We start from the raw sequence: 12,962 nt of genomic DNA, 5'->3' as shown, positions 1-12,962 counted from the left end.
CCCAAAATAAGCGTCGGTGATATCCCGACGCATGTCTTTATCCCTTTTATTATAGTTGATCATAGCTAAAAATCAAGATATTTCGCTTGGAGCAAGGTCGGGCAATGTTACCAGCCCTTCCTCCCGCGCCCGCGTCCAAGCAGCAACCAGACTCCGCCCAAAATCAAAAGGATCGCCAGCACATAAACAATTCCGGTATGAAGCAGGGTGAATCCGAATAAGACAATGGACAAAGCACCGATGCCCCATGCTGCAGGAAGCACAAACTCTGGTTTATAGCGTTCAGCAAGTCCGTACTCGAGTAAACCAACGGCAATGCCCAGCAAGAATGCCGGCCAGAGGCTGCTCATCAGCCCTCCGCCCCATGTGTTCGTAATTCCGAACAAAATACCATACACCGTTAATATCCCTGCGGGAACAAGTGACCATGTAGGAGTAACTCTTGCATAGTACAGGGCGTGTAGAGCGATTCCCGGCAGCAATAGAAGCAAAGGCCAGAAATGACGTCCAATAAAGCCAAACACCCCAAGTTTGCCAAGCAAAATAAGGATACCTGCTGCCACGATAAATATGCCGATCGCTTGTTCATTTCTCATCTTCATCTGCAATCACCTCTTAATATCAATTAGGCTATGTAGGTTATAAGCTTCAACGAATTCGCTGTTTCATGATGACCAGCTTTGGTAGACCTGCCTCTAGTGTAGCCCATGTTTTTGCAAAAAACTATACTTGATGTCGCATTTCGTCACTGCTCTTTTTATGTATTACCCTAAAGGTATTGATCCGTCGCTTGTTCCTCAATGTTCACTACATGAGACGATTTCATTCAACAAAAAAACCGCCCTCGGCAGACGGTTGTCTCTCCACTCTATTTTTCTGCTGCATACCCAGAACGAAATTACGCATTTCGTCTGACAAATTTGTGTGCTCCCCCAACCGCTATGACCAGACCAGCCATCGCCACAGGTAACAGGGTGTGGGCTTCCGCTGTCAAGCTGCCAAGCCACTGACCCAGCTTCGGGTCACTCATCACCATTTCACCTGCCGTAAATGCCAGGATGCCTGATCCCGCGAATACCAGAATCGGGAATCGTTTCAACAAACCGACAATTAAGCCGCTTCCCCACACCACAATGGGAATGCTGATGGCTATTCCGATGACGATAAGTGCCAAGTCTCCATCGGCCAATGCCGCTATGGCAAGCACATTGTCCAGACTCATTACAAAATCGGCAATCAAAATGGTCTGAACTGCTTTCCAAGTCGTGGAAGCCTCCCGAATATGTACTTCGTCTTCGTTTTGAAGCAGCAGCTTCACGGCAATCCAGAACAGTAATATCCCGCCCGCAGCCTGTATAAAAGGAATTCCTAGCATTAACACCGCTGCAAAAGTTAGCACACACCTTAGTATAACTGCACCAAAAGCCCCCCACCATACCGCTTGCTTACGCTGCTTCTCCGGCAAATCCTTACTCGCAAGCGCGATGACTACCGCATTATCTCCACTCAAAACCAGATTGATCATTAGGATTTCAGTCACCAGCCACAATGTATCCATGTTTCTCCTCCCCCCACTCTTACTTGTATGTCAAAGTTGTCCATGCTATTCTTAACGATTGAACAAGCTTTTTTAGGTTCGGACATATAGAGGGAGTGACAGCATATGGAGCTTTTTAGCGCTGTTTTTTGGCTTGCTTTGGTGAAAATTGTATTTATTGATCTCATGCTGGCTGGCGATAACGCAATCGTTATCGGCCTTGCTGCACGTAATTTGCACCCTTCAGTGCAGAAAAAAGCGATTCTCTACGGGACAGCGGGTGCGCTAGTGATTCGGATTGTAGCCACAGTGGTTGTACTCTGGCTGCTTAAGGTGCCTTGGCTGCTGCTTGTAGGTGGCGTTTTGCTGATCTGGATTGCTTATAAACTATTGGCTGACCAAGGTGAAGAACATAGTGATATTAAGGCAGGCAGCTCCTTATGGGTTGCCGTTCGCACCATCGTCATTGCAGATGCTGCCATGGGACTGGACAATGTCATTGCAGTGGCTGGCGCGGCTGAACAGCATCTGGTACTGGTTATCATCGGATTGTTGATCAGTGTACCGATCATCGTATGGGGAAGCACCCTGTTCATCAAGTTAATCAATCACTTCCCATGGATTATATATCTGGGGGCCATTGTACTCGGTTATACCGCATCCCACATGATTACAGAGGAACGCCGGCTTGTGCCGTTTTTCACCGAGCATCCTGCCCTTCGCATTCTGTTTATCGTGCTGGTCGTTGCAGGCGTGGTATTCGCAGGATACCGCAAACGCTCCAGCAGTAGACAAGGTGGAGAGCACCAGCGATCCTATTCGTAAAATAAAGATACACAAAAAAAGGACCAGCCGATTTCCCATCGGCTGGTCCTTTTTTCCATCTCAGGTAACATAGTCCTTATTATGTAATTCCACCAGTTCAATGGAATAGAATCAGAACCAGTCTTCCTTGATTTCATTCCCCGTGTTCTCACTCGTTGCAGGAGCTGCTTCCCCAGCATGCAGAACGATGGTTTCCGTCTGAGCGACAGCTTCATCTATCCATTCCGGCAGATGGCTCATTGTTGCTTCAATTTTGTCCACAATGCGAAGATTCGGATTCGTTGTAGGTGATTTGGGCACGAACAGCGTGCAACAATCCTCGTAAGGCAGAATCGATATATCATATGTTCCAATCTGTTTGGACAATGTAATAATTTCCTGCTTGTCCATCATGACGAGGGGACGCAAAAGCGGAAGTTCTGTTGCACGTCCGATGACATTCATACTTGGCAGCGTCTGGCTTGCAACTTGACCAAGGCTATCCCCGGTAATTAATGCAAGTGCCCGCTCACGTTCAGCGAGCTTGGTTGCAATTCGCAGCATGGAACGGCGCATCAGGGTGATGATCAGATTATCCTGGCCCAGCTGAGTGAATGCCGTTTGGATCTCCGTAAAAGGAACCAGGTGCAGTTTGATGGTACCTGCATGATCAGCCAAAGCACGAGCCAGATCGATCACCTTTTCCTTGGCACGCTGGCTGGTGAACGGATAACTGTAAAAGTGTACACATTCCACTTCCAGTCCACGACGCATGGAAGACCATGCCGCAACAGGGCTATCAATTCCACCGGACAGCAGTGCCATCGCTTTGCCGTTGGTACCCAGAGGGAACCCGCCGACAGCAGGAATCACTTCATTGAAGATATAGGTCCCCTGATCCCGAATCTCCACTCGCAGTTCAATGTCCGGATGACGTACATCCACACGAAGCTGTTGGAACTTTCTCAATATCGGGGAACCCACCATGTGGTTCATTTCGTGTGAAGAATGAGGATACTCTTTCCACACCCTGCGGGTATTCACTTTGAACGTCGTACCTTCCTTGAACTCGTTTTCTCTCTCATCCATGAAAGCTACAGCCGTTTCCACGATATCCTCAAGCACAGAAGGAGTTACTTTAACCGGACTGATGGACATTACCCCAAAAACCCGTTTCAGTACGGCAATCAGTTCGGTATGGGAATGCCCCCCGAGATCCACATACAACCGACCAAATTCCTTGCGCAAGCTTGCGCCTGGATATGGCTTGAGCAGGGCCCTCACCTGAGTAATAATGGTTTTTTCGAAACGTGAACGATTTTTGCCTTTTAACATAAACTCTCCAAAACGGAGAAGCAGCATATCATATTTCATTTGACTTTACATCCGCCTTTCCAACGGGCGCAGCTGCGCCACCATCTGATGCAGCGCTTGTTCCAGCAAGGCCACATCCTCTTCTGTATGTTCGTTACCTAGACTAATCCGCAATCCTCCTGATGCGCTCGCGGCATCTCTTCCCATCGCAAGAAGGACTCTGCTGGGCTCTGCAGAGCGGGAAGAGCATGCTGATTGTGTAGAAACGATGATCCCAAGCTGCTCCAGCGTATGGAGCGCAACTTCAGCCTTCATCCCCGGATAGGAAAAGTGGATAATATGGGGAGCTCCATCCTGTCGGCTGTTCAGTTTAAGTTCAGGAATGGTTTCAATGGTTTCCATAATCCGATCTCTCAGCACTGTGGCACGTTCAGCAAACTCCAACTGCCGTTCTGCCGCAAGACGCATCGCTTTTGCCATACCTACAAGCAAGGGAACATTCTCTGTTCCTGCTCTCATGCCCTGCTCCTGCGAACCACCAGACAGCAGTGGGGTAAGTTCCACTCCACTTCGTACATATAGGAGTCCCGCTCCTTTCGGACCACGGATTTTGTGAGCAGATAAACTGTACAGATCAGCTCCCCACGAAGCGGGCTTTGCTTCCAGTTTGCCAAACCCCTGTACCCCATCCACGTGAAAAAGCACGCGCGGTGCGGCACTTTTCAAACGGCTGCCTATCTCTGCAACGGGATGGATGATCCCTGTTTCATTGTTTACATGCATCAGGCTGACAAGAACCGTGTCCGGTCTTAATGCATCCATCACCTGCTGAGTGCTTACACGGCCATCCGAATCCACGGGCAGCCAGGTTACTTCCCAGCCCCACTGCTGCAGCTGCAAAAAACTCTCATATACTGAAGCATGTTCGGTAGCCGTCGTAATGAGATGTTTTCCCCGTGTCTGATACCTAAGTGCCGCTCCTTTTATGGCGAGGTTGTTGCTCTCCGTTGCCCCGGAAGTAAACACGATCTCTTCGGGCTTAACACCAAGTGCTGCTGCGCAGCCGGAGCGTGCACGCCTCAGCAGTTGATCCGCTCGTTCTCCGTACCCATGAATGGATGACGGGTTGCCAAAATGTGCCTCCATAATTTCAGCCATCGTTCGAACCACGTCTGAATCAGGAGGAGTTGTTGCTGCATAATCAAAATATTTCAAATGAGGTCAGACCTCCTTCAGATGTTCTCTAAACCTACAGTGAGCATTGTAACACGATCCCGCCCCAACACAAAAAGACCAATCAGGAACAGGCTGGCTTCCCAGGCATGCTCCCGAATTGATCTCCTCCTGAACTCGCTGTAAAACAATATCTTTGACGCTATACCGTATATTTTGTCTGTGCTTTCTCCACTTTGGAAATATACGCCTGTGTCTCCGCAGGCAACTGGTTAAGTACACTCATCAGTTCACTGTCGTTTGACACACCCAAACGGGAAACGCGCCCTGGCCCAGCATTATAAGCGGCGAGCGCCATCTTCACCTCGCCACCAAAACGCTGAAGCTGAAGGGAGAGATATTTGGTTCCAGCATCAATGCTCTGAGCAGGATCAAAGGCATTCGTAACACCGAGACCAGCTGCAGTCCCATCCATTAATTGCATTAATCCCTTGGCACCTGCGGATGATACCACGTTCGGATTGAATCCGGATTCCGTGTCAATGACAGCCTTGATCAGAGATTCAGGTACTCCATACTTGACACTTGCCGCTGCTATCAGAGATTCAAAATCGGTTGGCACGGATCCCTTGGTATCAGCATTTACAGTACTGGTATGTGTAGACAAAGATACATTCTCACTGCTGCTGGAAGAATTCACACTTGCATCCGTATTATACAAACTGCCCAGTTGTAACCACAACAAGCCGTCACTGGATCTTTTGGAGATGCCCATAGACGTTGAAGAAGATGAATCGCTGCTGTTCGAAGCGTTTGTACTCGAACTCAACAGCCCGTCCATCATATCGGCGAAGTCTGACGATGAACCCGCAGTTTCACCTGATACATTTGTTTGATTGGCAACATTGGACAATTGAAGTTCCAGTAACTGCCGCGACCCGTTTGGATCAATCTGCATCTGTTTTCCCACTCCCGTATAAATAAACGTATATTATGCCTATATTCTACATCGTTTTACAAAAATCTGCCATGGTTTTCAGAAAAATATCCCATTTATTCTTCTGTTTGCGTAAACGCGAAAAACCTTCACCCATAACCCGAATTTACGGGAAGGGAGAAGGTTGAGATATGCCCTATTCAGTTCAAAATTGCTGGCTAAATCACGTATTTCGTCAACAAGAATTTAACGGGCAAATGGAATCATGAAGAAATAACTGATCGTAGCGAGTGCTCCCAGTCCAATGGACCAAGCTCCGGCCGTTTTACGCCCGTTTACATAAGCGTAATAACCAAGCACGGCTGCAGCCGGACCAAGTACGATAGACCACATAAATAAGGACGCAATCCCGCAAGCAAGTCCAATATAACCAGAGACCTTACCGGTTGATTCCATAACGCGGTCAGCTTCATGCTTTTCCGGGGCTGCAGCAGCATGTTCCGTGCGTTCTGTACGGACGGACGCCGGAGGTGCTACCTCTGCACCATACTCCTCGCGATGTTCACGTCGCGGATAATCGACACGCTCACGTTTTTTCACATTGGCGGGAGTGGCAGTTTTGGAACGATGGAATGGATAATCCTCTTTATTATCATTCTTCACTTCAAAGCACCTCCATAATAATTAGGGATGACTGCTCATTTGGGTTTGAATGTGTGACAGCATGTTGCCGAAGAAGTACGCGCATGATCCTGATGATCCGAATCAAACGTCTCTCCAGCAAATTCTTCATGCAAACGACGGGTAGCGTGTTGATCGATGTCAATCATGATGGCATCGGCGTGGCAGAAATTGTTTTCTCCCCAGAAATGACAGTTGGACACACTGCATTTGACAATTGGCTTGTCTTGGCTCATATATTTATCACCTCGACATCTATTGTCTCCCCAGTGTAAATCGGCTATTCTCTGGCGAGATGTCAGATGATGACATGAATTTAGCCACTCTTATCTTGTCTGAGAACGCCAAAAAACCGCCATTGCTGGCGGTTTCATCCATTTTATAAATTGGGTACAGCTGAACTATGCGTGATTGCGTTGATTCTGCATCCGGCGCTGGGTCAAATAGTCACTTTCATAAAAGGCCAGATCATCGCGCAGTTCTTCATACGTTTTGGAAACTTCAAGAATAACATCGCGTACTGCACGAACTGGCTTGTCACGGAAGCGAATGGCATCCTGACCTGTGTACGCATATCTTCCGTCTTCGGAATAGCATTCATTTTTGGGATAGAAAAAGCTGTTTACGCATTGATGATAGGTATTATAGAGAGCCTTTTCGGCAAAATCGACATCAAAATTGGCACGACGCAGCACAACGCCAAGTTTTTCGTAAGAAACTTCAGAAAAAACAAGCAAATGACGGAGATCCGAAAGAAATCCTTTGTAGAAGGTTGTCGATTCCTCAGTCTGGTTCTGATCCAGTTCAGGCAAGGCATTTTCATTCAAAAATTGTTCGATCCGATCGATAGCAGGTTTTAACTTTTCCCTAGTTGACTCACAAGTTTTCTGTACATTGGCTGCTGACATAAAGGTAGCTCCCCCTTAAATAAGTCCTTACATATAGGTCGGCCACGGTGGTTGTCCCCTGACCTTGAATTCTCAGCTACTATCCTACCATAAAAAGATGACGAGCGGTATCCCTTAATCATCCTTTACATAACCGCCACGATCCTTACCCATTAAGCGAAGTCAGCTCCGTTTTCACCTGCATAAAAATAACCGCTTTTCCTAACGATAGAACTATGCCAAGGACAACGATGAATACAGGAAACTCATGACTGCTGTCCAAAATACAAGAGGAGGTTATATTCCCCATGTCCAGACCTAAATGGATAAACTGGGCCATTGCCGCCGGTGCAGGAGCGCTTGCACTGACCCTGCTGCTTCCGACATCCAACCGTCCTGCACCTGAGCCGAGTGCCATGCCCGATGCTCCTCATGAGGAACATGCGAACAAACAGCGTTTAAAAGTCCAGGATGTGAAAGCGACAGATTTGTTGACACGTATGGATGCCAAGCAGCATCTCCGCTTAATGCTCGAGAAGAGCGCCGCTATGAATGAAGCCGAGTTCGGTCGATATGTTCAGGATTTACAGCGTACACACGATCATATTCGTTCCATTGATGTGCTGGATACCAAAGGCTCCGTCAATAAACATTTTGCTAAAGAATCTGGTAAAGGAAGCAAAGTGGAACAGCAAAAACTGGAGCACTCCCTTAACCTTGCGAAAAAAGCGGTAATGAAACGCCAAAGCTTCGAATCTTCCTCATTTCCTCTAGGCAAAGAAAAATATTTCGTAATGGGCCTGCCCTCCAAGGATGGGAACAAAGCGGTTGTTGCACTCTTTAGCCAAAGCGTCTTGAATGCGGTGGAGCAACACCAGCGCAAAAATCTGCGCATGATTCCTTACCCGCGTGAGGGCAAATTCAAAATCGAATCCGTACACCCAGATACCCTTAACGAAGTCACGGTAAAAACAGGTCATGATAATGCCAATGCCAGCCATTTTTATGAAAATGAAATCGTTATTCGTTTCCGACAGGAGCCGGGTGAACGGGATATGCGGATCATCAAATCCGATTTGCGTACCCAATCTGCGCGTAAGCTGGGATACACTTATGTTTTTCGTTCAGAACACATGAACTACGAGCAGCTGCATTCCTATTTTGAACACAAATGGAATCCGCTGTATATGGAACCCCACTACATGTATTTAACCAATGAAGCCGCACCTGAACAAACCGATACGGATGTAACGATTCCCAATGATATTTTGTTCACAGATTATCAGTGGAATCTCCCCGCTATTGAAACCAATCGGGGCTGGAATATTTCGAAGGGGAAAGAAGACGTTATTGTTGCCGTAGTGGATACCGGAGTGGACCTGAATCATCCGGACCTGAAGGGCAAGCTGCTGGAGGGTTATAACGTCGTTGATCCGAAGAGCAAGCCACTTGACGATGTGGGCCATGGTACACATGTAGCCGGAATCATTGGCGCTATTGTCAATAACAGCGAAGGCGTGGCGGGGATGAGTTGGTATAACAAGGTTCTTCCCGTTAAGGTACTGGACAATTCAGGTTCAGGAACCACGTATGCCGTGGCCGAAGGCATCATTTGGGCTGCGGACCATGGTGCCAAGGTCATCAACATGAGTCTGGGCAATTATGCAGATGCCCAATTTCTCCATGATGCCATCAAATATGCCTTCGATCGCGATATTGTCCTGATTGCTGCAACCGGGAATGATAACACTGAACGGCCTGGATATCCTGCCGCTTATCCCGAGGTGTTCGCAGTTTCGGCTACCGATCCAGATATGAATAAGGCTTCGTATTCCAACTACGGCGATTATGTGGATGTAATGGCGCCTGGCACCAGCATCGCTAGCACGTATCCCAATAATCAATATGCCGCCCTATCCGGAACGTCAATGGCCAGCCCCCATGTCGCTGCACTTGCTGGATTAATTCGTTCGTTGAATCCGGATCTGACCAATACGGAAGTCATGGACCTGATGCGTCAAAGTGTCATCGACCTTGGTGACCCGGGTCACGACAAGTATTATGGTTATGGTCAGGTCGATGTCTACAAGGCCCTTCAGTCCGCTTCAAGCAGCAGTGCACCCTTACAGTTCTGGCCTCAGCATGTTAGGCAGCAGATGGATAACACGATGAAAAAATATACGAAGTAGCCTTTTGTGGATTGAGACCCCAATTTGCTTCGTGTACAAAAATAAAAGCAGCTGCGCCCCGGGGCGTATGCTGCTTTTTGAGCTGTTCTCTATTTCCCCGGGGCACCCGCTGCGACTAGCGTTTGCGGGACGATGTGCGGGCTTTGCCGGATTTTTTCACGGATTTTTTCTTGCTGTTATAGCTGGATACATAGCAAGGATCTTCTTCTTTGACAACGACAGGATACAAATGGTGATGAACTGGCACACAGTGCGTTTTTTTGATGACTTCAATCGGGTGGATGACAGGTACGATCTGCGGAACGTAGTAATCCTCAACAACCTGGATCGGGTCACATACAATCGGGCAAAGCGGTGGACAGTAATGGTTCATTTAAAACCAACTCCCTTTCAAGTGATACTATAACGTATTGCACTAGGACGAAAGTGGATTGGATGTATGTCCTTGTTCCAAAAAATTAAATGAGCGGGAGCCTGTCCGCTGCTGTTCCCCCCTGCGTAGGCATGACCCTCTGAATAACACCGCACAACACACGAAGCCCTTCACACAACCCCTTCAGATTCGTTACCGTAAAGCAGATTCGCAGACTTGCCGTATCCGTCTCACCTACATAACAAGCAGATCCCGGCAGAAAAGAAACGCCTGCAGCCAGAGACTGACGGTGGAGCTCCCGCATATCCAGACCATCTGGCAGCTGAAGCCACAGGTTTAACCCACCTTCAGGCAAGACCCAGTACATACCAGGTACACGGTATTCCTCCAGAACATCGGATGCTGCCTGGAGTCTCGCGTACAGCTCTTCGCGTAATCGGACGATATAGGAGCTATACTGATGCTGAATGAAGGATTGAATTGCCTTTTGTGTAAGTAAAGGACTGCCCAGATCTGCCGTGGATTTGGCTGCGACCAAACGGGTCAGCACACTCCCTTCAGCGATGGCGCAGGCTACGCGGCAACCTGGAGACAGCACCTTGCTGAAGCTTTTGATATAAACGACATGGCCTGTAGCATCCATCGATTTAATGGACGCAGGAGGAGAATCGCGGAAATACAGATCGGCGAATGGATCATCCTCCAAAATGAGACAGTGATAACTCTGAGCCAGATTCAACAACTGGGCCCGTCTTCTGGCACTCATCGTTACTCCTGTCGGATTGTGGTATGTAGGGATGGTATAGATCAACTTTGGTGGGTACGTGTCGCAGAGGCGTGTCAACAGATCAATACGCATGCCTTCACCGTCCATTGGCACGGTAATGATTTTGGCTCCCCTGCTCGTAAATACATCAATTGCGCCCGTGTATGTAGGAGCCTCCATGTAGACCACATCTCCGGGGCCAACGAAGGTGCGGGCAACTAAGTCGATTCCCTGCTGTGTCCCACTTGTAATTAGCATTCGCTCTGGAGCGACTTGCAGGCCCCTTTCGGCAAAATGGCCTGCAAATGTCTGGCGAAGTTCCCGGTCCCCCTGAAAAGAGCCATACGCTGCCATGCGTTCAGGGTGGTCGGAGGACAGCCTGTAGGCACTATTAATAATTTCAGTCGTTGGCAGCAGCTCGGGCTGGATGGCTGACATATGCAGTTCATACTGAACCTGAGGAGAAGCATCAAAATGGCGCCAAAGCTGCGCACGCGGCAAATAATCCACAAGTGCCATCTGCCAGTTCCACGGGGTATTATTATCGTGATTTCGCTCGGCTTGCTGTTTTTTATCTGTATCTTCCGTTTGATCCATCTCCTGGGCCCCGCGTACATAGCACCCTTTTCCCTGTGAACAGGTTATCAGTTGAATGGCCTCCAGTTCAGCATACGCCTTAGACACGGTAACAAGACTTACTCCCAGGTCCGCGGTCATTTTACGTACAGACGGCAATCGTGTTCCAGGCTCAATCAATCCAGAACGGATCCGATCTGCAATTGTAAGCGCGATCTGAATATATAACTTGGTACTGCTTCCCCGTTTCAATTCAATGTGCATCTGCCCGCTCCCCCAACTGTTATCATCCACATTTTACTGTTATATCGCATTCCGGCTATTATAGTTTATAATATCAGTATAACAGTGAATAACAGGAGATGAGAACACTATGAGTATCCCTTGGTCCAAAATGGCTTTAAACACCCCGTCCTCTGTCGTTCGCGACATGCTTCAGGCTGCACAGGCGCCTGGAATGATATCCCTTGCCGGAGGTTTGCCAGCACAGTCATCATTCCCGGTTGAGGCTATACGTGACGCATATCAACAGGTGTTTATGAGCGGTGCAGCTGCCCTTCAATATGCAGAAACGGAAGGATACAGACCGCTGCGCGCCAAAATTGCCGAGCGTCTGGAATCCAAGGGCATTCCCGCTTCCCCCGATCATATGCTCCTGACTACAGGATCACAGCAATCCATAGATCTGGTCTGCCGTATTCTGCTTGATCCAGGTGACAGCGTACTGGTTGAATCACCAACCTACCTGGCTGCTCTTCAAGTTATCCATTCCTATCAGGCCGAATCCCATGGAGTAGCTTGTGATGAAGAAGGCATGCTCCCTGAATCCCTTGAAGAACAGTTAAAACAGCATCAGCCTAAACTGGTATACATTAATCCAACGTTCTCCAATCCTTCAGGCAAAGTGTGGAGTCGCACCAGAAGACAGCAGGCCGTTGACCTATGTCGCAAATACGGAGTGCTCATTCTGGAGGACGATCCCTATGGCGAAATCCGTTTCAATCCGGAACAACTGGATGCGCCTTCGCTCGTCGAACTGGATGCAGCGTCCTACGATGGACCATCCAACGTCATCTATACGAGCACATTCTCCAAAACCGTAGCTCCAGGACTTCGTACGGGTTGGATTCTTGCTTCAGCAGATATTGTTAAGATCGCTGCACGAGCGAAACAGGGAGCCGATCTGCATTCCAGCAGCATCGACCAGCGAGCTCTTCATGCCTTACTCGAAACGTTTGATCTTGATGGGCATATTCGCAGCATTTCCAAGGACTACGCCAAACGAATGAATAACATGACTTCCCTCATGAAAAAGAAAGCTTGGGAAGGAATCACTTGGAATTCTCCGCAGGGCGGCATGTTCCTGTGGCTCGAACTGCCTGAAGCGATGGCAGCCAGCAATTTGTTTACTTACGGTATTCAGGAAAAAGTGTGCATTGTACCTGGTGATTCCTTCTATGCCGGAACTCCTGAACTGAACCGGATGCGTATCAACTTCACGCATACAGACCCTGAGCAGCTTCCTGAAGCCGTTGAACGTATGGACCGAGCTATCCAGCGCTGGCATGCTGCTGTACAATCTGATACGGCGCTTACACTGTAATAAACTGTCATTAACTGTATTATGACTAGTATCCACTCAGAACTTAATGCGTAAAAAAATAAGGCGGCAGATCCGAGAATATCGGGTTCTGTCGCCTTATTGATGTTTTAATTTTTTAGAAG

At 48.3% G+C, this 12,962-nt stretch carries 13 protein-coding genes; 3 read left to right on the top strand and 10 right to left on the bottom strand.

Going from position 1 to position 12,962, the window contains the following annotated elements; all coding sequences use genetic code 11:
* Positions 1–107 precede the first annotated feature (107 nt).
* Both PIL01S_RS12155 and PIL01S_RS12150 read right to left on the bottom strand, forming a co-directional pair.
* Entirely contained in the window at positions 108–602 is a 495-nt protein-coding gene (locus PIL01S_RS12155; RefSeq protein WP_127537767.1) for a hypothetical protein, read from the bottom strand.
* 296 nt (positions 603–898) lie between these two features.
* A complete protein-coding gene (locus PIL01S_RS12150; protein ID WP_127537766.1) occupies positions 899–1,558 on the bottom strand; it encodes a TerC family protein in 660 nt (219 codons plus the stop codon).
* 105 nt (positions 1,559–1,663) lie between these two features.
* Between PIL01S_RS12150 and PIL01S_RS12145 the strand changes: the two genes are divergently transcribed.
* Positions 1,664–2,362, top strand: coding sequence for a TerC family protein (locus PIL01S_RS12145; RefSeq protein WP_095289922.1), 699 nt, complete (start codon positions 1,664–1,666; stop codon positions 2,360–2,362).
* A 111-nt stretch (positions 2,363–2,473) separates the two neighbouring features.
* Here the strand turns inward: PIL01S_RS12145 and thiI are convergent, their stop codons facing one another.
* The 6 genes from thiI to PIL01S_RS12115 all read right to left on the bottom strand — a co-directional run bounded on the left by thiI (position 2,474) and on the right by PIL01S_RS12115 (position 7,354).
* Positions 2,474–3,715 carry a tRNA uracil 4-sulfurtransferase ThiI gene (gene thiI, locus PIL01S_RS12140; protein WP_127537765.1) on the bottom strand — a complete coding sequence of 414 codons (1,242 nt, stop codon included), beginning with the start codon at positions 3,713–3,715 and terminating at the stop codon, positions 2,474–2,476.
* A 6-nt stretch (positions 3,716–3,721) separates the two neighbouring features.
* Positions 3,722–4,870 carry a cysteine desulfurase family protein gene (locus tag PIL01S_RS12135; RefSeq protein ID WP_127537764.1) on the bottom strand — a complete coding sequence of 383 codons (1,149 nt, stop codon included), beginning with the start codon at positions 4,868–4,870 and terminating at the stop codon, positions 3,722–3,724.
* A gap of 160 nt (positions 4,871–5,030) precedes the next feature.
* Entirely contained in the window at positions 5,031–5,786 is a 756-nt protein-coding gene (locus tag PIL01S_RS12130; RefSeq protein WP_127537763.1) for a lytic transglycosylase domain-containing protein, read from the bottom strand.
* Positions 5,787–6,011: 225 nt separating this feature from the next.
* The gene (locus PIL01S_RS12125; protein ID WP_127537981.1) at positions 6,012–6,365 is read right to left on the bottom strand and encodes a hypothetical protein; all 354 of its coding nucleotides are present in this window, start codon (positions 6,363–6,365) and stop codon (positions 6,012–6,014) included.
* A 98-nt stretch (positions 6,366–6,463) separates the two neighbouring features.
* Complete coding sequence (locus PIL01S_RS12120) at positions 6,464–6,682, bottom strand: DUF1540 domain-containing protein (RefSeq protein WP_095289916.1); 219 nt, start codon at positions 6,680–6,682, stop codon at positions 6,464–6,466.
* Positions 6,683–6,847: 165 nt separating this feature from the next.
* Positions 6,848–7,354, bottom strand: a complete 507-nt coding sequence (locus PIL01S_RS12115) for a YpuI family protein (RefSeq protein WP_095289915.1) — start codon at positions 7,352–7,354, stop codon at positions 6,848–6,850.
* A 287-nt stretch (positions 7,355–7,641) separates the two neighbouring features.
* On the opposite strand from PIL01S_RS12115, the gene PIL01S_RS12110 reads away from it, so the two are divergent.
* Complete coding sequence (locus PIL01S_RS12110) at positions 7,642–9,522, top strand: S8 family peptidase (RefSeq protein WP_127537762.1); 1,881 nt, start codon at positions 7,642–7,644, stop codon at positions 9,520–9,522.
* Between the two features lie 115 nt (positions 9,523–9,637).
* On the opposite strand, the gene PIL01S_RS12105 is transcribed toward PIL01S_RS12110, so the two are convergent.
* Both PIL01S_RS12105 and pdxR read right to left on the bottom strand, forming a co-directional pair.
* Positions 9,638–9,895: a hypothetical protein gene (locus PIL01S_RS12105; protein ID WP_127537761.1), complete on the bottom strand. Its 258-nt coding sequence runs from the start codon at positions 9,893–9,895 to the stop codon at positions 9,638–9,640.
* An 85-nt stretch (positions 9,896–9,980) separates the two neighbouring features.
* Positions 9,981–11,501, bottom strand: coding sequence for a MocR-like pyridoxine biosynthesis transcription factor PdxR (gene pdxR, locus PIL01S_RS12100; RefSeq protein WP_127537760.1), 1,521 nt, complete (start codon positions 11,499–11,501; stop codon positions 9,981–9,983).
* A 109-nt stretch (positions 11,502–11,610) separates the two neighbouring features.
* Between pdxR and PIL01S_RS12095 the strand changes: the two genes are divergently transcribed.
* Positions 11,611–12,840 carry an aminotransferase-like domain-containing protein gene (locus PIL01S_RS12095; RefSeq protein ID WP_127537759.1) on the top strand — a complete coding sequence of 410 codons (1,230 nt, stop codon included), beginning with the start codon at positions 11,611–11,613 and terminating at the stop codon, positions 12,838–12,840.
* Positions 12,841–12,962: the final 122 nt, after the last annotated feature.

The sequence above is a fragment of the Paenibacillus illinoisensis NBRC 15959 genome (assembly GCF_004000925.1).
In the GTDB taxonomy this organism is placed as follows: Bacteria; Bacillota; Bacilli; order Paenibacillales; family Paenibacillaceae; genus Paenibacillus; species Paenibacillus illinoisensis.
Note: the sequence above shows the minus strand (reverse complement) of the source record. Positions and strands in the feature narration are given on the sequence as shown.

What these genes read in the sequence shown, in the direction of transcription:
- PIL01S_RS12155 (WP_127537767.1), bottom strand. Translation starts at nt 602, where the DNA reads ATGAAGATGAGAAATGAACAAGCGATCGGCATATTTATCGTGGCAGCA.
- PIL01S_RS12150 (WP_127537766.1), bottom strand. Translation starts at nt 1,558, where the DNA reads ATGGATACATTGTGGCTGGTGACTGAAATCCTAATGATCAATCTGGTT.
- PIL01S_RS12115 (WP_095289915.1), bottom strand. Translation starts at nt 7,354, where the DNA reads ATGTCAGCAGCCAATGTACAGAAAACTTGTGAGTCAACTAGGGAAAAG.
- PIL01S_RS12095 (WP_127537759.1), top strand. Translation starts at nt 11,611, where the DNA reads ATGAGTATCCCTTGGTCCAAAATGGCTTTAAACACCCCGTCCTCTGTC.
- PIL01S_RS12130 (WP_127537763.1), bottom strand. Translation starts at nt 5,786, where the DNA reads ATGCAGATTGATCCAAACGGGTCGCGGCAGTTACTGGAACTTCAATTG.
- PIL01S_RS12105 (WP_127537761.1), bottom strand. Translation starts at nt 9,895, where the DNA reads ATGAACCATTACTGTCCACCGCTTTGCCCGATTGTATGTGACCCGATC.
- pdxR (WP_127537760.1), bottom strand. Translation starts at nt 11,501, where the DNA reads ATGCACATTGAATTGAAACGGGGAAGCAGTACCAAGTTATATATTCAG.
- PIL01S_RS12145 (WP_095289922.1), top strand. Translation starts at nt 1,664, where the DNA reads ATGGAGCTTTTTAGCGCTGTTTTTTGGCTTGCTTTGGTGAAAATTGTA.
- PIL01S_RS12120 (WP_095289916.1), bottom strand. Translation starts at nt 6,682, where the DNA reads ATGAGCCAAGACAAGCCAATTGTCAAATGCAGTGTGTCCAACTGTCAT.
- thiI (WP_127537765.1), bottom strand. Translation starts at nt 3,715, where the DNA reads ATGAAATATGATATGCTGCTTCTCCGTTTTGGAGAGTTTATGTTAAAA.
- PIL01S_RS12110 (WP_127537762.1), top strand. Translation starts at nt 7,642, where the DNA reads ATGTCCAGACCTAAATGGATAAACTGGGCCATTGCCGCCGGTGCAGGA.